Annotated in this window: 20 protein-coding genes; 2 read left to right on the top strand and 18 right to left on the bottom strand. The window is 52.2% G+C overall.

Features of this window, described 5'->3' with window-relative positions; translation table 11 throughout:
• Positions 1–7: 7 nt before the first annotated feature.
• From ACIDE9_RS05230 to epsA, 4 genes are all read right to left on the bottom strand, one after another.
• The gene (locus ACIDE9_RS05230) at positions 8–1,672 is read right to left on the bottom strand and encodes a ShlB/FhaC/HecB family hemolysin secretion/activation protein (protein ID WP_411993260.1); all 1,665 of its coding nucleotides are present in this window, start codon (positions 1,670–1,672) and stop codon (positions 8–10) included.
• Between the two features lie 285 nt (positions 1,673–1,957).
• Complete coding sequence (locus ACIDE9_RS05235) at positions 1,958–3,385, bottom strand: hypothetical protein (RefSeq protein ID WP_411993262.1); 1,428 nt, start codon at positions 3,383–3,385, stop codon at positions 1,958–1,960.
• Between the two features lie 81 nt (positions 3,386–3,466).
• Entirely contained in the window at positions 3,467–4,291 is an 825-nt protein-coding gene (locus ACIDE9_RS05240; protein WP_411993264.1) for a PEP-CTERM sorting domain-containing protein, read from the bottom strand.
• Between the two features lie 279 nt (positions 4,292–4,570).
• A complete protein-coding gene (gene epsA, locus ACIDE9_RS05245; RefSeq protein WP_228519834.1) occupies positions 4,571–5,404 on the bottom strand; it encodes an XrtB/PEP-CTERM-associated transcriptional regulator EpsA in 834 nt (277 codons plus the stop codon).
• A 269-nt stretch (positions 5,405–5,673) separates the two neighbouring features.
• Here epsA and ACIDE9_RS05250 point away from each other — a divergent pair, with 269 nt between their 5' ends.
• Complete coding sequence (locus tag ACIDE9_RS05250; protein WP_411993266.1) at positions 5,674–6,357, top strand: lytic transglycosylase domain-containing protein; 684 nt, start codon at positions 5,674–5,676, stop codon at positions 6,355–6,357.
• A gap of 6 nt (positions 6,358–6,363) precedes the next feature.
• Here the strand turns inward: ACIDE9_RS05250 and ACIDE9_RS05255 are convergent, their stop codons facing one another.
• From ACIDE9_RS05255 to ispD, 14 genes are all read right to left on the bottom strand, one after another.
• Positions 6,364–6,852 carry a type II secretion system protein gene (locus ACIDE9_RS05255; protein WP_411993267.1) on the bottom strand — a complete coding sequence of 163 codons (489 nt, stop codon included), beginning with the start codon at positions 6,850–6,852 and terminating at the stop codon, positions 6,364–6,366.
• Between the two features lie 8 nt (positions 6,853–6,860).
• Complete coding sequence (locus ACIDE9_RS05260; protein WP_411993269.1) at positions 6,861–7,241, bottom strand: type II secretion system protein; 381 nt, start codon at positions 7,239–7,241, stop codon at positions 6,861–6,863.
• Complete coding sequence (locus ACIDE9_RS05265) at positions 7,228–7,716, bottom strand: type II secretion system protein (protein WP_411993270.1); 489 nt, start codon at positions 7,714–7,716, stop codon at positions 7,228–7,230. Before ACIDE9_RS05265 ends, ACIDE9_RS05260 begins: the two co-directional genes overlap by 14 nt.
• Positions 7,716–9,728, bottom strand: a complete 2,013-nt coding sequence (locus tag ACIDE9_RS05270) for a secretin and TonB N-terminal domain-containing protein (RefSeq protein ID WP_411993272.1) — start codon at positions 9,726–9,728, stop codon at positions 7,716–7,718. The genes ACIDE9_RS05265 and ACIDE9_RS05270 overlap by 1 nt, the downstream gene beginning before the upstream one ends.
• On the bottom strand, positions 9,725–10,372 hold the full coding sequence (locus tag ACIDE9_RS05275) for a hypothetical protein (RefSeq protein WP_411993274.1): 648 nt from the start codon (positions 10,370–10,372) through the stop codon (positions 9,725–9,727). The genes ACIDE9_RS05270 and ACIDE9_RS05275 overlap by 4 nt, the downstream gene beginning before the upstream one ends.
• Positions 10,362–11,000, bottom strand: coding sequence for a hypothetical protein (locus ACIDE9_RS05280; RefSeq protein WP_411993276.1), 639 nt, complete (start codon positions 10,998–11,000; stop codon positions 10,362–10,364). Before ACIDE9_RS05280 ends, ACIDE9_RS05275 begins: the two co-directional genes overlap by 11 nt.
• Positions 10,997–11,566 (bottom strand): PilN domain-containing protein, encoded by a 570-nt coding sequence (locus ACIDE9_RS05285; protein WP_411993278.1) that lies wholly within the window; start codon positions 11,564–11,566, stop codon positions 10,997–10,999. The genes ACIDE9_RS05280 and ACIDE9_RS05285 overlap by 4 nt, the downstream gene beginning before the upstream one ends.
• A complete protein-coding gene (locus tag ACIDE9_RS05290; protein ID WP_411993280.1) occupies positions 11,556–12,383 on the bottom strand; it encodes a hypothetical protein in 828 nt (275 codons plus the stop codon). Before ACIDE9_RS05290 ends, ACIDE9_RS05285 begins: the two co-directional genes overlap by 11 nt.
• A complete protein-coding gene (locus tag ACIDE9_RS05295) occupies positions 12,364–14,049 on the bottom strand; it encodes a GspE/PulE family protein (RefSeq protein ID WP_411993282.1) in 1,686 nt (561 codons plus the stop codon). The genes ACIDE9_RS05290 and ACIDE9_RS05295 overlap by 20 nt, the downstream gene beginning before the upstream one ends.
• Positions 14,046–15,218: a type II secretion system F family protein gene (locus tag ACIDE9_RS05300; protein WP_411993284.1), complete on the bottom strand. Its 1,173-nt coding sequence runs from the start codon at positions 15,216–15,218 to the stop codon at positions 14,046–14,048. The genes ACIDE9_RS05295 and ACIDE9_RS05300 overlap by 4 nt, the downstream gene beginning before the upstream one ends.
• 6 nt (positions 15,219–15,224) lie before the next feature.
• Positions 15,225–15,647 carry a type II secretion system major pseudopilin GspG gene (gene gspG, locus ACIDE9_RS05305; protein ID WP_411993286.1) on the bottom strand — a complete coding sequence of 141 codons (423 nt, stop codon included), beginning with the start codon at positions 15,645–15,647 and terminating at the stop codon, positions 15,225–15,227.
• Between the two features lie 237 nt (positions 15,648–15,884).
• Complete coding sequence (locus ACIDE9_RS05310; protein WP_411993288.1) at positions 15,885–17,714, bottom strand: ABC transporter ATP-binding protein; 1,830 nt, start codon at positions 17,712–17,714, stop codon at positions 15,885–15,887.
• Positions 17,715–17,719: 5 nt separating this feature from the next.
• Entirely contained in the window at positions 17,720–18,202 is a 483-nt protein-coding gene (gene ispF / locus ACIDE9_RS05315) for a 2-C-methyl-D-erythritol 2,4-cyclodiphosphate synthase (RefSeq protein WP_411993289.1), read from the bottom strand.
• A complete protein-coding gene (gene ispD / locus ACIDE9_RS05320) occupies positions 18,199–18,906 on the bottom strand; it encodes a 2-C-methyl-D-erythritol 4-phosphate cytidylyltransferase (RefSeq protein WP_411993291.1) in 708 nt (235 codons plus the stop codon). The genes ispF and ispD overlap by 4 nt, the downstream gene beginning before the upstream one ends.
• Positions 18,907–19,096: 190 nt before the next feature.
• Between ispD and ACIDE9_RS05325 the strand changes: the two genes are divergently transcribed.
• The gene (locus ACIDE9_RS05325) at positions 19,097–19,669 is read left to right on the top strand and encodes a glycine zipper 2TM domain-containing protein (protein ID WP_411993293.1); all 573 of its coding nucleotides are present in this window, start codon (positions 19,097–19,099) and stop codon (positions 19,667–19,669) included.
• Positions 19,670–19,867 lie beyond the last annotated feature (198 nt).

A 19,867-nucleotide genomic window follows, 5' to 3' on the forward strand; every position in this document is an offset into this window, starting at 1 on the left:
GCGCTTATTACCAGTCAAAACCCACTTTAAAATGCAGGCGCGTATCACCACTTTCAGCCATTCCGGCTGGCTTGAGCGGTGCCGTGTTTCCGTTTTCCAATATCCAGCTTGATTGCAACACGCGCGCAAAATCCAGACGCACAAACAAACCGTGTGCAGCCTTCACATCAAGGCCAAATCCGTAAGAGGACAAAATGTAACGCTGGATTTGCGAGAAGCGGTCATTAGCAAACGTAACCGGATCACGCGTGGTCGCCAAACCATAATCGTAAAAAGCCAGCAAACGCATTTCGTTGACCCAGGAGCCCGCATACTTCTGTAACGGCGGCGAACGCAACTCCATGGTGAGGTTGGTACCGGTATCCCCCAGCGCGCTGGACTCGAGAAAGCCGCGCACAGTATCCAGGCCGCCAATAAAAAACTGTTCGTTAGAAACCAGTGAGTCGCCGGTGACTTGCCCCCCCAAAGAACCGTACCATTGCCATTGATAAGGTAAAGTCCAGGTATGCTCGAGCTGCCCTCTCAAATAAGAAAAGTTTGGTCGCGCCAGATAGCGTCGCTGTGCAAACTCATCCTCTTCATTGACTAATGCCTTGGTTGAGAAGACAAAGTTCAAGTCGAGTTTGGTGGTACTCTCTGGAGTCACCAGGTTGCCGGTATAGCCAATCAGCATGGGAAGATAGGTAATCGGATTACTGCCCAGGTCAGCCCCCAGCCTGCGGGTGCTTTCTTTAAAATCTTTGTAATCGACGCCCAGGGTCAAATTGTGATTAAAAGACTTGATTGGGCTGGGCATCGGATGGATATAGCGCAAGCCATAAATGTTACCGTTACCCACCACATTCAAATCGCCAACGGCACTAATATCACTTTGGGAAACGACAGCATAGGTCGCCCAGTAGTCACCAGCATAAGGGATCACATAGGTGCCCGAAAATACTTTCACCTCGTTGGCATCTTCCGGCGTCACCTGGAAACCCAGGCCAATGCTGTGATCGCTCTGCCACAGATTGTCGTATCTCAAGTTGCCGGAAAGACGTGTCTTTGTCGTGTTCGGTGTGTACCGGTTGTTGTATTCCATGCTGGCGTGTAACGGAAACTTGTCATCCACCTTCAAATCCACTTCAACCATGCCCGGTGACTTGCCTGGACGCAGCACAGGCGCTACCACACGGTCCTGGTTAATATTGACCGAGGCAATTTGTTTTTGCACCGTTGGGAAGTGGGGAACATGCCCCTCTTTGAACTCGGTAACGTTTTGCTTGATTTTGCCCAGAGAGTAATAGCGGGAACCAACCACACTTAAGCGCTCAACCTTCCCTTCCAACACGTCCAGCTTCACGACCCCACCGTTCACTTCTTGTTCGGGAATGCTCACGAACACTGTCAGGTAGCCCGCTGCATGGAAGCTTTGCTCCAGCGCACTACGCGCTTTTTCTACATCATCAATCGAGCGATGCTCACCGAGATAAGGATAAACAGCTTTTTCAATCTCTGTCACGCTGAGCACGGAGTTGCCATTGACCACGTATTCAAAAATATCAAACTGGTCTTTAGTGGACACTTCTGCAGCCGCTTGCCCGGGAACCTCTGCCCCCCAACCATTTACAGGCTGCTGGGCGGACTCTGAAGCCTCCTCTGCATGCAATGCAAAAGACCACAGAACACACATACAACTCATCACACGCAGCAACAATCGCAACACCTTTCTTTTTTGGTTCAATCGCCTAAGGCACTTCCCGAGGCTTGCCATTTTGAAAGCGCCGCGTGTCACAAAGATGAAATACGGACTAGTCCGCGGACTTGTTTTTATAGCCCATGTGAGCCATTGTCAGGAGACACTCAGATGTCCGCGAGTCGCGACTGGTTTTTGATTGAATTAGGCAATAAAAAAGCACACCCAGTACGGGTGTGCTTTTAATCAGGCGTCGCAGCTTTTGACTGCTAGTGCTTGAGATTAGAACAATTGCTGTGCTTGGCAGTTGTTACCATTGCGTGAGCCTTTAGCAACGATGGTACCGACTGTGCAGGATGAACCGGCAAACGGGTTGATGGTCAAACCACGTGGTACTTCAGCACAATCCAAACCAGCAAAAGCACCAACGATTTCATTGATCACAGTCTCGCCGAATGTACCGGAAGCTGAGTTAGCAACAAAAGATTTCATTTCCATGTGGAAATCGTACAAACCTTGAGCAGCGGTGTAACGTGCGTTAGCATCTGTTGTCTGACCGGAGCCAGCTACTGGTGCTTCTGGGTGAACGTTATCCAACTTGATGTAACGATAGCCGTTGGATGATGTATCTGTACGCCAGTTGTTTTCCAGAGATAACACACCAATCGCGAAGCCAGCTGTAGACAATGCAGTTTTTGCGTTACCAGTACCGGAACCTTCAGTGATAATCAAGGTAGGTGTAGAATCAGCCAGGCCTACAGGAGCCAACACACCACCAATGGCAGCATCACCGTTACATGGGTTACGCAGGAAAGTCGCATTAGAAGACGCTTGAGTACCAGAAGTAGGTACACGACGAGCCAGATTCAAGGCAGCTGTAGAACCTGGTACCAAGATACCCGCATCAGCAGCAGTACCACTCACGATAGAAGCATACTGTGCGTGAGAGATGCTAGGAGCATTGGCTGGCAAGTAATCAGGATCAGCAGAGTTTGCTGCGGCTACGCTTGCATAGATACCTTGTGCAACTTGCATCGCACGGTACAAGGAGGTTGAAGTAGCGATACCGAATGCTTGGCCAACGTTAGCGTTTGACTCAACACCGTAACCGTCAACGGATACACCGAACAATGCCGCTTCAACGTCAGAGAAACCACCTGCTGGTTTAACCGTTGCGCCATCAGCAGCAGTTGCTGGAGTCACAATCGCACATGAGCGATAGCTTGCAATTGCAGTTTGACCTGGCAGAGACAAAGAACCAGTTTGAGCCACACAACCAGCGTTAGCACCCAGTTTGCCAATACGGCGCAAATTAGTAGTACCCACTGTGCCATCACCATCAACATCGTTAGGAATGTGTGGTGCGTAGGCGTTAAAAGAACCGCCATCAATCGTGTGGTAAACCACAGACACCTTACCACCACGTGTACAAGCATAAGCCAGGAAGTTGCTTGCAGCTGAGTTACCTGGTCTTACTGCGGCTGTTGCTGAGCCGTTGTTGAACACGGATAGTGTGTTTGCATCACAACCAGCAGCAAAGCCCTGGAAAACGTTGTAAGTTGGTGCTGAAGCGCCAGAAATCCAGGTTTCATTCAATGCACCGTTGCCACGCGCAGTATTGATCTGTGCTTGAGTCACAGGGGCAGCAAACGCTTGACCAGCAAACAGGGTAGCTGCAACAGCCAAGCATACTTTATTAAATTTAAACATTTTTCGCTTCCTTCGATAAAAGATTTGATTAGCGGCCAGTTTGTAAACAGGCCGTTTTTCATGGCTTTTTTTAATGTTGTATTAAGCCTTGCGACGACGAGCGACCAAGCCAACGACACCCAGGCCAGCCAGCAACATTGCGTAGCTGTCAGCTTCTGGGACTGGTACTACAAACTCCAAAGCACCATTAGAGTTCATCTTGAATTGGAAATTACCATTCAGACCCAATGTGTTAAAAGAAGGCGCAGAAGCTTGTGTTGCACCCATTTTCTGTTGCACAACCGTCATAGTGCTATCCAGGTTATCCATAGAGACGTGGCCCTGGGCATTAATACGGCCTGTAGAGCCGTAAGCGACGGCACGGCCTGCATAGGCTTGTGACAGGTTTGAAGTGACGATACTTGCACCATCATCAACAGTGTTGTGGTTATCCAACGCGTTGTTGTTAGTCATGTAGCTATTGAAGTTTGCAATCGAAGTTTGCAACTGGTTAGAGTTGGTCAGGTTGCTACCTGATTTGTAAGTGGAAATAATGCCACGGGAATCTAAACCAGTGCCAGTACCATCAGCAGCATAAATCGCCCACTTGGTTGTTGAAGCTGAAGCCGTGTTCCAGAAAGAGCTCCATGCATTAGCATAATCACCACCAGCCAAATCAAAAGAGAAGGTTTTAGACAAACCATCTGCTGACAACGTACCGTTTGTATGCGCATCAACCACCAGGCTTTGGAAGCTATCGTAGCCGTAGCCCAGATCAAAAGTGGCTGACGTATTGCTGTTAAAGTCCAGCAAAGTCAGGATCAGGCTAGAGCTACCGCTTGTCGCAAATGTCATAGCCGCGTGTGCTGGAATAGTTGCAGCGGACAGAGCCAATGCAGCAACCAATGCTTTTACTTGAAATTTCATAAACTTCTCCTTAATTTTTTGAGCAAACCGATAGAAAGAGCAAACTACTAATACCTGAGCGAATACGATGAAACTCATCCCGAAAAATTATGCGGTTGCTACATGACAGCCTTACTTTGTAAACCTAGTCCATATGGACTAGTCTGACCGCGCAAAATAGCTGCATAAAAATCCTGAGTAGTTTAGGAACTCAACATGACAGGCTTAAAGTAAAAACTAGTCCGTTCGGACTAGTTAGAGTGATTGCATTAAAGCGGTAAAAATACGGCAGGGGAGTATTTATTGTTTACGGGTAATCAGCCCCAGCTTGAGCGCTTTGCTGGCGGCCTGGCTGCGGTTTTCCACATCCAGTTTGCGTAAGATATTTTGTACGTGATTTTTAATGGTGAGTGGGCTGACCTGCATGATGTTACCAATCTCCCAATTGGTTTTGCCTGCCTGCAGCCATTCCAGCACTTCGAGCTCACGCTTGCTTAACGGCTTGATACGACCATTGCGCGCGGTAGTAGATAGCACCGAAGGACATTTATTGGCCGTGACTTTGACGATCGCGCAATGCAGATGTGGCATCAGTAACTCAAGCAAATGGGCCGTTTGCGCGTTGGCCGGTGAGCTCAAACGACCAAACATGACCATGGTGGCAATGCGGCTGTGTTCATTGCCAAAGCCATGCACCACAAAGCGCTTGAGCTCTGAGGCCAGCATGCGTTCAGCCTCCACATGCTCAACAGCGTAATGGTTATATTGCTGCGCGGTGAGCTCGGTATGGTAGAACACCGGCATGCCTAGCTTGCTCCAGCGCGTAAAGGCTTCATTCACCAGGCCATCCTCATCATTAAGCACCTGGTCGAATTGGGTATCGCCAAAATAACGGCTGGAGGTCAGGTATTCATAGTCATAACTGGCACGCTCTAAACTACGCACACCAATAATCACCACCTCATGCGCCAATAAACACTGAAACCCTCGCTGTAGCCAATTAAAAAGGTGTGAGCGATGCTGCAGGCGCAACGACTCCTCAATCACTTCCATAAATAGCGCGCGTTGCTCTTCGTTCAGCGCCAACGTCCATTGGTCGTTGACCTGATCCATCCCTGTTATTGTTGTATCCATGTGTTAACCACATTTATATAAATGCAGCAAGTTTGCTCAGAATTTGTGACAGAAAAATGATTCGCACATGTCAGTTGATTGATAAATTCATGACAACGGATTAGTGACATGACTAGGAGGGAAAATCGCCATTTTCTAAACGCCTGGTTTTATTGCCACGGGCCTGTACAAGCGTGACAATCACATGAATTGCTTGCCCAAGCATGTTTGGCAGCGCATGGCCGCTTGTCTTTGCCGTGTCACATGACTGTGACACAATCAGTGCCATCATGAATGTACCCGCTCACAGCTCGCACCGAACCAGACTGGCCCTGTTGTTAGCGACGGCGATCGTTTGTGGTACCGCCAATGCGGAGACAACGGCTGTTGGTTTAACAACACAGATACTCGCCGAACATATCCAGTTGGATAACTCCAGTGACAGTGAATTAGTCATCAGTAATATTGACGCCTCAGAGGCAGAAAATGACGCTTTCGCGCCAGCCCGCGGTCGCCAGTCATCTCAATGGAAAGGCGGTACTGTGCCCTATCAGGCTGAGGTACAGGCTGCCGCCGAAGCCACGCAGATAGAGCCCGCACTGATTCACGCCGTGATTGCCACTGAGTCCGGCTACAACCCCAAGGCGCTATCACGTAAAGGTGCTTATGGCCTGATGCAAGTGCTGCCCGCCACAGCACAAACCATGACCGCCATTCCGGTCAGACAATGGTCAGTGCCACAGCAGATATTATGGGGTTCACATTATTTAAAGCGCATGCTGGATATGTTTGAAGGCAATGTCACCCTGGCCCTGGCGGCCTACAATGCCGGGCCACAAGCAGTGAAGACCCACCAGCACGCCGTGCCACCTTTTGCCGAAACCAGGCAATATATCCCCAAAGTGCTTGGCTATTACCAGGCGTTCAAAACCAGGCTTGCACCCACAGGTTATGCCAGCCAAGTCAGTAACTGACCTGGTTTAACGATTGACCCACGCCAGCTCAAGGTCAGCCAGGGTATTCGGCTCATACACAAACAGCCACTCGCGGTAATGCTTGGCGCCGTGAAAACCTGACTGCGACTCCTGGTAGCCGCTACTGCGTATCGGCGCTAATAAGGACTGGCTATGCACGCCAACAATCCGGCCATCGCGCATGATTAAGGTCATGCCCTGCTTCACAACAAACGGGTCTGCATATAGCTTGCGTAAATGCCGCTTGGGCACCGGGAAACGCTTGTCCTCAATTAACTCCTCTAGCCGTATCGGGTATTGTTTGACTGGCTGCGGGGTCGATTCATAATAACGTCCGATCGCCAACCGGTAAGCTTCGCCGGTCTCCAGCAACAAGGCCTCATTGCTGCGTTGGGATTGCTGCTGCCACATCACAGCGGCACCTTGCATGCCAATGGCTGCAATCACCAGCGTCACCATCACACCTATGTAAGAAAAACCGTCTTGCCTGCGCATGCCTTCGCTTACCAGTCGGTGTAGGCAGAGCCATCGGCGGCCTGGCCGGTCGCGCTGCTGTGCAGGGTATATACGCCGCCCACCACAGGCAACTCCGGCGGCGTAATCACCCAGACATCATTGCGCTCGGCAATCGGGTCCCAGGGTAATTTGTCCAGGTAATGTTTGTCGACCAGCTCCTGCAAGGTGTCCGGATACTGTCCCTGATCGGCATAATATTCATCCAGTGCCTTACGCGTGGTGATCAGTTGCTGTTTGAGCGCCTGATCCTTGGCGCGTTGCACGCCTGAAAAATAACGCGGCACCGCCAGCGACAACAGCAAAGCCAGAATCGATAGCACCACCAGCAGCTCTACCAGCGTAAAACCACGCCGCTTACCATTGCGCATAAGCTACTCCATTGATGCCGGTTTGCGTGCTTAATGAATACACATCGTAGACATCCTGCGTATAGCGCGGCTGCTCAGGTGAGCTGTCATAGCTGCGTAGCCCCCACGCCTGATTTAAACTGCCAGCGCCCTGATTTTTCATCATCGGGTCTTGAGGAATGTGACGTAAGAAACGTATGCGCTCATGCTTGGCGCTTTTGGCATCTTCCACGCCGTCGACCAGCACCTGCAAATTGGGCGGATAACCACTGGCATCGGCATTCTTTTTCACCCTGCCCTCATCCGCTGCCTTTTTGTAAGCATCAATCGCGCGCCGCATCTCGCGCAAATGCTCGCGCAATTGCTGCTCTTTTTGCCGCTGCACCGTCAGTTGTATCATGGGCGTGGCGATACTGGCCATGATGGCAATAATAGCCAGCGACACCATCAGTTCAATCAGGGTAAATCCAGGCGTGCGTTTCACGTTGTCAACCATCAAGGAATCACCTTGGGGGCCGGTAAGGTGGTTGTGCCCTGCTCCGAAATGCCATTCACATTGTTAGACAAACCCGGCATGGCTGACGCAGGCTCTGTAGACTCATTGTTGGCTGGTGGTGCATCCGGGGCAGGCAAGGCCACCGGCTCAGGGGCTGGCGCAGACTCCGGCGTATCATTACCCGGTACATCTGCAGCATCATTCAACTCGCGCTGACGTTGCAACTGTTGTTCGCGTGCCTGCTGGCTACGTGTGAGTGTGTTGCTCGGCATGCTGTTTAACAACGGCTTGTCAGAAATCACCGTGTCGGTCCCGCTCCAGTATTCAGAGAAGGTGGCTTCCGGCAAGGTCACATTGCTGATGACTTTGGGCGTGATCGCCAGCACAATTTCGGTTTTATTCTTTTCATCAATATGGCGCGAGAACAAACGACCCAAAATCGGGATTTCACCCAGGCCCGGTAATTTGTCAGCGTTTTTACGTTCCGAGTCCTGAATCAGGCCTGCCAGAATTTGTGTTTCGCCATGCTTGAGGCGCAACATGGTGGTCGCGTTACGGGTGCCTATGTTATACACCTTGGAGTTATTGCTCAGCGTAATCGCTTCGCCCAGTGAGCTGACTTCCAGGTTGACTTTAATGCTGACAAAATCATCCAGCATCACGCGTGGCTCAACCTCTAGTTTGAGGCCGACATCCACATAAGACACGCTCTCAGACGTCCCCACGTTGGCGGTGGTATTGGTGGTAATCACCGGTACCTTGTTACCCACCAGTACTTTGGCTTTTTCGTTATTTTTTACGCGGATACGCGGATTGGACAACAGGTTCAAATCACTGTCTGTGGTTTTGAATTGCAGGCTGGGATTAGGGCTGACGCCGATATCAGACGATTTGATGCGCTTGAGCGCTTCTAGCGTTAACTGGCTATCGAGTACCGTGAGTGACGATGGGTAGACAATCCCCAACTGGTTCATTTTGCCGCGCGTGATTTCCATCACCTCAATTTCGAGCATGACTTCCGGGTCGGCAATATCCTGCGCCTTGATCATCTTCTCGGCCAGCGCCAGTACTTCCGGCTTGTCTCTGAGCACCAGCATGTTCAGGCGCTCGTCCACATACACATCACGGATTTTCAGAATAGTGCGCAACATATCAGCACATTGCTTGGCACTGGTGTTGGCAAAGTAAAAATTACGGATCAGCAAATCCTGGTAGTCTTTGTTCTTTTGCTGTGTCGCCGGGTACACCAAGGCGCTATTGGCAGACAGCACTTTCTTTTGCAAGCCGTTGCTGGCCAACACCATGTCGATGGCTTCTTCAATCGGCATTTTCTTCACGAACACCGACGCTTTGGTTTCCGGCTTGATGTCTTTATCCAGTACAAAATTCACACCAGTGGCGCGAGACAAGGCCTCAAACACCACTTTGATATTGGCATCACGCAACTCCAGTGTCACCGGCTTGTTCAAGCTGGTCTGCAATTGCGGCAAGGCTGCACGGGCACGCGGCTCCATGGCGATCAATTGCTTTTCCAGGGCCTGCGCTTCGGCATTGGTCGGTTGCTCCAGCAAGATATCACGCACCTCTTTCAAGGCCTGTTTGGGGCTATCCATATGCTGTTTGACAGCATCCAACTGCTTGCGCAAGGCAACTTCACGCGCACTGGCGTTTTCATAGGCCTGCGCTTTAATATGGTGCGGATCCAGCGTTAAAATACGCGCGTACACCTGCTTGGCCGCCGCCATATCTCCTCTGGCATCGGCAGCTTCAGCCTCGGCAGACAGCGCATTAATCGCCTGTTCGCGCTCGCGGAACCAGCGGTTACGCAACACCACATCCGCCGGGCGCTCTGCCACTTGTTGCGCCAACTCATGCACTTTACCTTCTGGTGTGGTCGCAGTGAGTTTGGGCGGAAACAGGCCACACGATGACAACACCCAGGCCGACATGCTGATGGCGATATAACGCGGGATCGCAGTCCGCAAAGGCTGATTTAACTGAAAAGCATTCATTGGTTAAGCATTTCTTCCTGATGATTGTTGTCAGCGTCAGCCATCGCCTGGCGCTGGCCAGCTGCTGTCGCTGTTTTGGTTTTGCTCAGTACCACCACCTTATTCAGTGGCACATAGGTGAAATACACAGACTGCATATCCTCACGGTCGAGTCGCCACTGCGCACTGACATTGCTCCCCAGCTTGGGCAGTAGCACTTTTTTCTGCTGTATTAAAATCACCACATCGCCGCCTGGCACATCCTGCATGCTGCCCACATAGCTATAAGGCAAAGGGGGTGCCTCAGGCGGTGGCGGTGGTTGCGGCTTGGGCGGCGGTGGCAACCACTCATGTGCCGCAAAAAGGGGATGACTCAGCTTTTTGGCTGGCAACTGGCGTGTGAAATAAGTCCCCTCACTGGCAGGCATGGCAGCGACCGAGACTGATGCCGTCGCAGGTGCAACAACGGGCTGACTGTCAGGTGCTTGCGGCATCGCGGCCGCTTCTACGCGCAGCAGGGGGCTGTTCACCCTTGGTTTGGCAGCGACAACGGTAGTCTCAGCAGCGACATCCTCTTGCGACCATTGCCAATAGACCAGGCCCAGCGTGAGCAACAGGGCCAGCCACAACAGTGGTCGTGTGGATGGTTTGGATTCAGGCACCATGAGCACGCCCTCCGCGGATAAACACTGAGAACGTCAACGTGGCATCGACAACGGGTTGTACCGTTTCATTTTTACGCAGCTCCAGCCCGGTCAACGCCATAGAGGGATATTGCCGCAGCACATCCAGGATGAACTGGCGACAAGTCGCGTAGTCGGCCTGAATGGTAAAACGCATATCAAATTGCTGAATGTCATGTGTCGCAGTGTTAGCCTGGTGTGCCTGCCACTGGTAATCGCCCACATTGAGGGCGATCTGCCGTTTTTGCGCCAGGCTAGCAATATGCATCATGCGCGGCGAAAGATCACTGAATGCTGGCAACTGCTGCCAAAGCACTGCCAACTGCACAGAATCATCCGGTAACGACTGTGCTTTAACAGCAGAATCTGGTTTCGCCGAGTTTTTTTCTGCGACCACAGGCGCGGCGGCCAGGCGGTGCGCCGCCAGTTGCCGGATGTCTTTTTCTAATGCGTCTATCTGCGCCACCTGCGAAGACTGCTGATGTGATAACACTCCCCACATCAGCAGTAATGCAAGCGATAACACCATGGGCACCCAGCCTAGATAACAGGCAGCGCGGCGCGCCAGCCAGACCACGTACATAGGCGAGGGGAACCGTACTACAGTCATGGCTGCCAGCCCCCCTGAATCTCAAAACTGACCGGGCGCTGCGGATGGCTCTCGTTGACCTGATGCTTTTGCAGATGTACCTGGCTCAGCACCGGTACCGCCTGCAACTGACTCACATACTTCAATAAATCTTGGTAACTCTTGGCCTCGCCTGACAACACAAACTGAGCGCGGTTGGCATCTGGTAACAATTGCAACAAAGCAATCTCCGGCACTTGTTGCGACTCCAGCGCCTGTAGCAAATCAAACCAGCGCACATTGAGCTGTTGCACCATTTTTTCGGCAGCCTTTTGTTGCGGCTGACTGAGGACTGCGACGGCTTGCCTGGCGACCACTTTGCTAACAGACTGATGTACTGCGGTGGTTGCACTTGCTTGTTGTTGCGACAATTGCTGCTGACGTTGCGCCAGAAGCTGCAATTGCGCCTCCATCTCAGTGAATGCCGCGTACTTGACAGCGACCAGCACGCTTAATACCGCCACCAGCAAGCCGCCCGGCCAGCGCAACGCCTGCCAGGCAAATACTGGCCGCGAAAATTCCAGTTGGTAATTCGGGTTAGGCCACATGCGCAAGCTCCTGCCGCAATGGGGCAACCGCACGGCTGGATGGCAAGACTTGCCATGACACCTGGTCGGACAATGCCTGTTTTAGGCGGCGTCCAGTCTTTTCCATCACCTGGCAACCAGGCTCCAGCAACCAGTAGCACGAGGAAGCCTGCACACCAAGCAAGGTACGTTCGCGCATGAGCCAGGCAGCGATAATCGCCACGTCAGTCATGTCTGCCGCCAGGCTGGCGACATGGGTCATGCGACCGTGATCCAGTTGCAATAATCGCAGCATCTGTGGCTCAGCCGTCAGCACAGTCCCACTTGCTGGCAAACGCGTATTCGCCCACAAGGCGCTGGCATAAGGCTGCACAGTCCACTGCATGGCATGGCTGGCCAATAATGCATTTATATCCAGGGATGCCAAGGCAGAAATCGCCACCAGCAAGCTGTCTTGCGGCGGCTGTATATCCTGCAAACGGAACGGCCAGGCTCGTGCCGCTTCACCATAAGTTTGCATCAAGATCGCGCGCGCATAGGCCTGCTGCTCCTGCCCAGACACATCCAGCGACTGCAAGCTTTGCGTCATGGCAGGCAAGCGCAACAGGTGCACATGCTTGTCGGCAATATACACTTCTATCCGCTGCCAACGACTGGCGGGGAGTTGTGACAACAGCGCTGGCAGCGCCGCTTGCAAATCAGTGCCGTTCCAGCTGCTTTGCGCGGTCAGGCTACGCGTGCGCAAGCCCGCAGGCCTGTGCTCTGCCAGTAACTGGTCTGCGGTCACCAGCACTTTGGTCAGGCCACACCATGACCACTCAGGCAATAAACGTGACACGGTTGATCTCCTGTAAGCTGGTCATGCCCTCTGCGGCCGCACTGACGGCAGCCTCGCGAATCGTGCGCATGCCATTTCTGGCTGCCGCTTCTTTTAATTGACGGATCGGCTGCCTGGCGATAATCATCTCGCGCAGCTCATCATTGAGTACAAGCATTTCTGCCACGGCCTTGCGCCCTTTGTAACCAGTGCCGCGGCAATGGCCGCAGCCTTGCGCGTGTTTGAACTGCATGCCAGCAGCCTGCGCTGCAGTCAGGCCAGAAGTGCGTAACATGTCCTCATCCGGCACAAATGGTTCGGCACAATGCGGACACAAGGCGCGCACCAGCCGCTGAGCGACGATGCCATTGACCGCCGACACAAAATGGTAAGGATCGACGCCCATATGCATAAAGCGGCCGATCACATCGAGCACGCTGTTGGCGTGCACAGTGGAAAACACCAGGTGGCCGGTGAGCGCGGCCTGCACGGCGATTTGCGCAGTTTCGGCATCACGAATTTCCCCCACCATGATCTTGTCCGGGTCATGGCGCAAAATCGAGCGCAGGCCGCGCGCAAAAGTCAGGCCTTTTTTCTCATTAACCGGGATTTGCAGCACGCCGGGTAATTGATATTCGACCGGGTCTTCAATGGTGATGATTTTGTCAAAACCAGTGTTCACCTCTGAAATCGCCGCATATAAAGAGGTGGTTTTACCACTACCTGTCGGCCCCGTCACCAGCACCATGCCATAAGGCTCACTGGCCAATTTTCTAAACCGGGCAATCACATCAGCATCAAAACCCAGCGCTTTCAAGCTAAGGCCTTGCGCCTGCTCGGTCAGGGCTTTGCGGTCCAGCACACGCAACACGGCATCCTCACCAAAAGCACTCGGCATGATAGAAACGCGGAAATCAATCAACCTGCCCATGGCGTGCACTTTAAAGCGGCCATCTTGCGGAATGCGACGCTCGGCAATATCCAGTTGCGCCATCACCTTGATACGTGAAATCGCCTGCTCTGCGCTGTCCAGGCCAGGACTGTTGGCAATACTGGCCATCACGCCATCAATGCGGTATTTCACCGCCAGGCCGCCAGGATGCGTTTCCAGGTGGATGTCACTGGCACCGGTTTTCAGCGCGTCATACAAAGTGGAGTTAATCAGTTTGACGATGGGGTTGGCATCTTCGTGAATAGACTTCAACGATAACTGCATGACGACTTCTTCGTCGCCTTCGGCTGCGGCATGCTCCGTCGAGAGCCCGACGCCATCCATGGCGCGCATGGTTTCTTCTTCGCCTGCCAGATAAGCACTAATCTCTAACCGATGCGCCAGGCGCCACTCAAACGGCACTTGCACCGCATGCTGTGCCCACAGTGGCAACTGGCGGTTAAACGGGTCAGCAAACACCAGAATGAGGGTTTGTGCCGCATCATAAAACGCCAGGCATTCTTTCTGCTGTGCCTCGTTATAGCTCACCACGTCAAAGGCCACTTGCCATTCGCGCATGTCACGCATGGTCGCCACCGGATAATGCAGCAACTGCGCCAGTTGGCTCACCATCATTTCGCTGTCAGCCGGGACAATGTCTTCCAGCACTTCAATCACGCGGCGTTGTTGTTGCAAAGCCTGTGTTTGCGCAAGGGATAACGCGTCGGCCGAAAGCATGGACAAAGGCTGGTTCATTGGATTTGCCCCGCCAGTTCGAAAATAGGCATATACAGTAACAACACAACGACGCCGATGACCAGGCCGATAAACAGCATGAGCAAAGGCTCAAACAATTTGGTAAACCAGTCTATCCAGCGCGCCAGTTCTTCATCATAAAAACCGGCAATGCTGTCCATCATCTGCGCCACATTGCCACCACGCTCGCCGACCAGCAGCATACGCTCGCCAATCGGCGTGGTCATTCCGACCGTCTGAAACGCATGGGAGAGCGGCTGCCCCTGGCTAATCATGGTTTGCGCCTGTTGCAGGCTGCGCGCCATGCTGCTGTCCAGCAAGCCGCCCAAAGAATCAAGCGCGGTCATAATCGGTGTACCGCCTGCCAGCAACATGCCTAAGGTGCGGTAAAAGCGGGCGAGCTGATAGAGATGGAGTTTTTCACCAATGGCCGGAATGCGCCAAATGGCTTTGAGCATAGACTGTCGCGTTGTCGGCGTTTTGAAGAGCAACACCAGGCCAACCACCATCGCTGCCAATATCACCAGCATGGTCTCGCCATGTTGCGAAATCAGCGTGCCCCATTGCAACATCACTTTGGACATCCAGGGCAAATCCGCGCCGGTGCCTTCATACACACTACTGAACTTGGGTACGACGAAGCCCATTAAAAAGGCAATCACCAACCCGCCTACCACAATCAATAACATTGGATAAATAGACGCACTGACGATTTTCTTTTTGAGCAATGAGACCTGGTTGTCGTAGGCAATGTAGCGCGTCAAGGCATTGCCCAAATCACCGGTGCGCTCAGCGGCCTTGACGGTAGCGATATAGAGCGGCGGAAACACCGTTGGCTGGCGTTCAAGGGCAGCTGAGAATGATTTGCCTTGCTGCAGCGACTGCAAGATCCCCTGCAACACCGTACGCGTATGATCTTGGCGCAACGCTAGGGCATCAACGGCCTCTACCAGGTTCAAGCCTGAATGCAATAACGCCAGCAACTCTTGGCTGAACAAGGCCAGCGGAAACGCTTCGCGCCTGGAGACCTTAGCCGCTTTTTGCGCATGCAGCGATACTGGCATCAGGCCTTTGGATTTCAGTTGCGCGTACGCATCTTGTTCATCGTCGGCCTGCAGTTCCACCATTGCCAACGTAGAACCATTGAGAACTTTTGCCTGATAATGCATGGCAATTTACCAGTTGGTAATATCCTGTGCTTCGTCGCTGCCGCCAACCTGGCCATCTTTACCCAGACTGAACAAATCATACTCGCCATGTTGGCCTGGTGCACGGTACTGGTAAGGTTTACCCCACGGGTCATTGGGGACTTCTTTTTTCAGGTAGGGGCCGCTCCAGTGTGTATTGTTATCGGCGTTAGTCATCAAGCCCTGCAAGCCTTGCTCGGTGGCCGGATAGTGACCAACATCCAATCGATACTGATCCAGTGCCTGCTCCAGCGCCGCAATCTGTGCCTTCGCCGTCTTCACCTCAGACTTACCTATCTGCTGGAAATACTTCGGCCCCACATAGCCAGCCAGCAAGCCAATAATGACCATCACCACCAGCAATTCTAGTAAGGTAAATCCGCGACTGTTCCAGATAGAACGACAAGACATCGCTAACACTCCATGAAAATTTGATGACAATACTAAGCAGATTAGATTGCAGAAAAGTGGCGGCAATATGACAAACTGTCACAGTTGTAATGTTCGATTAACACAACAAAACTGCCAAGTAATGAGATGCATACTCTGCCTGGGCGGATACCTCCCAATAGAGGATAACATTTATTGATATGTTTTTAAATTGATTAAAGAAGTGACTCAGGCGCACCGTCACCATTGTGACGACGGTTACTCGCCTAAAAACCCACCACTCTGGTGTGCCCACAACTTGGCGTAGATACCCTCTTGTGCCAGCAATTGATGATGCGTCCCCGTTTCGACGATGCGTCCGTGATCCAGCACAATCAGCCTGTCCATGGCAGCAATGGTCGACAAGCGGTGCGCAATGGCGATCACCGTTTTGCCTTCCATCAGTTGGGCAAGGTGATGCTGAATGGCTAATTCAACCTCGGAGTCCAGTGCACTGGTCGCTTCGTCCAGCACCAGTATCGGTGCATTTTTGAGCATGACACGGGCAATGGCAATACGCTGGCGTTGGCCGCCAGACAGTTTAACGCCTCGCTCACCCACGTGCGCATCATAGCCGGTGCGGCCTTTGGCATCGCGCAAGGTGAGAATAAAGTCATGGGCTTCGGCACGCTTGGCTGCCGTGATCATTTCTTCATCGCTGGCATCCGGGCGCCCATATAGAATATTTTCCCGCACCGAACGATGCAGCAAGGACGTATCCTGGGTCACCATGCCAATATGCTGGCGCAAAGAATCCTGTTTTACCGTATCAATCGCCTGCCCATCAATACGGATATGCCCGGCCTGGATATCGTAAAAACGCATCAGCAAATTCACCAGTGACGACTTACCGGCGCCAGAACGCCCGACCAGACCGACGCGCTCGCCCGGCTGAATGTGCAAGTCAAAACCTTGTAGCAAGGGAGGTTGTTTGTCATAAGCAAAATCGACCTGCTGGAACACCACTTCGCCTTTGGGCACATGCAGAGCGACCGCATCAGGCACATCCACCACTTGGTTTTCTACCGACAAGGTATTCATGCCATCCTGTACGGTACCGATTTGCTCATACAGCGAAGTCAGCTCCCACATCACCCAGTGTGAAATCCCGTTCAGGCGCAAACCCATGGCCATCACCGCCGCCACTGCCCCGGCGGCCACCAGGCTTTGTGACCACAGCCACAACACCATGCTGCCGCTGGCAATAATCAAACACATATTCAAGAAATGATTGATGCTCTCGACACCGCTGACCATGCGCATTTGCCCATGTACGGTATCCAGGAACTCTTGCATGGCCGATTGCGCATAACCCGCCTCGCGCCCGGCATGCGAAAATAATTTCACGGTAGAAATATTGGTATACGCATCGGTAATACGGCCCGTCATCATGGCACGTGCATCGGCCTGGCGCTGGGAGACCTTGGCCAGACGCGGAATAAAATACACCAGGGCGCATGCATAGAGTGACAGCCAGCCAAGGAACGGTAGCACCATCCATGGGTGAAAGCTGCCGACCACCGTCACAATCGTGGTGAAATACAGCAGCACATACACCATGATATCGGCCAAAATAAACCAGACCTCACGCACGGCGAGCGCCGTTTGCATGACTTTTGCAGAGACGCGACCGGCGAACTCATCTTGGTAAAAACCCATGCTCTGGTTAAGCATATGCTGATGAAACTGCCAGCGTAAACGCATGGGGAAATTACCCGCCAGCGTCTGGTGCTTGATCAGGGTTTGCAAGACAATAATCAGCGTACTGCCCATTAAAATCGAGGCGACCAGCCACAAGGTGTCATGATGGTTGGTCCACAACTGGCTAGGTTCAATCGCAGTCAATTTGTCGACCACTTTGCCCATCAACGCGAACAGTAACGCCTCAAACGAACCAATACAGGCAGTGAGTATCGTCATTGCCAGGATATAGCGGCGCATGCCATACGAGCATGCCCACATAAATGGCCAGAACTTGGTTGGCAGCTGAGAAATAATCTCTCGCGGAAAAGGAGAAATCAGCGTTTCAAAACGGTTAAACAATCGCATGTAAACTACTTGGAATAAATGGTACAAACAGCTTCGGCAGCGATGCCTTCGCTGCGTCCGGTAAAGCCGAGCTTTTCTGTGGTGGTTGCTTTCACGTTCACCTGATCCAGGGCGACCTGGCAATCAGCCGCAATATTGGCGCACATCTGCGCCGTATGCTTACCCAAGCGTGGCGCTTCGCAAATCACCGTCGCGTCCACATTACCAACCAGATACCCCTTATCGTTGAGCAAGGCCACCACGTGCCGCAACAACTCACGTGAATCTATGCCTTTAAAGCGCATATCGGTTGGTGGAAAATGTTTGCCTATATCGCCCAAAGCAGCCGCGCCTAGCAAAGCATCGCAAATCGCATGCAGCAATACATCCGCATCAGAATGTCCGTCCAGGCCGTGGCTGTGCGGGATATTAACACCACCAATAATACAGTCGCGGCCAGTCACTAGCGCGTGTACATCAAAGCCATGGCCAATTCTAAAGGGGATCATTCTGCATCCTGTTCGCTCTGCGTAGCCTGCATCAACGCCGAGACAACGGCAACATCATGCGGATACGTAATTTTTAAATTTTTCAAATCACCCAGCACCAGCTTGGGTGAATGGCCTGCCCACTCTATCGCCTGCGCTTCGTCTGTCGGCAGCCTGTGCAAATATGTAGCCAGTGCCTGCTGCAACATGCCAGCTTTAAACATTTGCGGCGTCTGTGCCTGCCACAATGCTTCACGCGGAATAGTCTCAGCTACATGATTTTCAGCATCTGCACGCTTCAAAGTGTCTGCCAGAGGCAAGGCAAGCAATCCGCCGACTTCTGCCGGTCCGATCGCGTCAATTAAACGCTGCACCATCACCGCATCGACACCAGGACGTGCGGCATCATGGACTAACACCCAATCTTCGCGATCAATATATGACGCCATCGCCTGCAAACCTTGATAGACAGAAGCCGCGCGACTATCGCCACCGCAAGACAATACCAGAGTCTTATGACACCCTTGCAACAAATCACCCGACCAATAAGCATCTTCAGGTGCAGTTACAATAAAAATACGGCTGATAACAGGTATCGCCTCAAACGTATCGATAGCGTGACGCAAGATTGGTTTCCCATTGAGCGGCAAATATTGTTTGGGCGCGACACTTTGCATACGCGAGCCACTGCCGGCACTTGGAATCAGGACATGATATTGAGTCATCCTGTCATTTTATCATGCAGGCATGCACTTCTTTGGCACACGAAGAATCAAGCGACTGATATTGCAACAAGTGGCCATCATCATGCTGCTTACCTACCTTTCTTTGAGGCTTAACGCAACACCCGTTAAAAAGTCATTTTATAATCAAGTAGCAGTACCCATCATAACAATAGACCCTCGGGAGCAAATCATGAACAATACCAAGGTAATCATTAGCAGCGTCTTATTCTCCCTGTGCGCAACATTAGGCACCAGCTACGCGGACCCGCCTGCCCACGCGCCAGCACATGGCTGGAGGAAGAAACACGACCCATATTATCGCGGCTATTCTGGCTATCAATGGCAGCATGACTATGGCGTCATCAGTGGGGAATGTCAGTGGCAAACTGTCGGCACAGTCACTGGCGGCGTCATCGGCGGCGCAGTTGGCGCCAGCGTCGGCGAAGGCTCAAATAAACCGATTGCGATTATTCTTGGCTCTATTATCGGTGCAGTCATCGGCAACCAGATCGGCAAAGCGATTGATAATAATGACAGGGGCTGTATAGGCCACGCCCTCGAACTCGGACGCATAGGCCAACGAGTTCATTGGGTAAATCCTAATAGCCGTATTGAATACAACCTCACACCAACCGCAGACTTTATGCAAGGCAATCAAAAATGTAAATCTTACCGGCTTGAATGGATAGAACAGGGTAAGCGACAACAAGCTAACAATCGCGCTTGCTTAGCAGAACAGGGGCAATGGCAAACAATCAATTAAACGATCCGCTAAGCAAAAAGCCTCTTTTAAAGAGGCTTTTTTGTATATTTCACGAGGCGGCCCTCATATCTAACCCTATTTTCGTGCAATAAAAAAGGCCTCAACACATGGTGCTGAGGCCTTTTTAGAATAGGAGCTTGGGGATGACCTACTTTCGCATACGAAGAGTACACTATCATTGGCGCAAGTTCGTTTCAC

The sequence above is a fragment of the Methylophilus sp. 'Pure River' genome (genome assembly GCF_046765995.1).
Taxonomy (GTDB): Bacteria; Pseudomonadota; Gammaproteobacteria; order Burkholderiales; family Methylophilaceae; genus Methylophilus.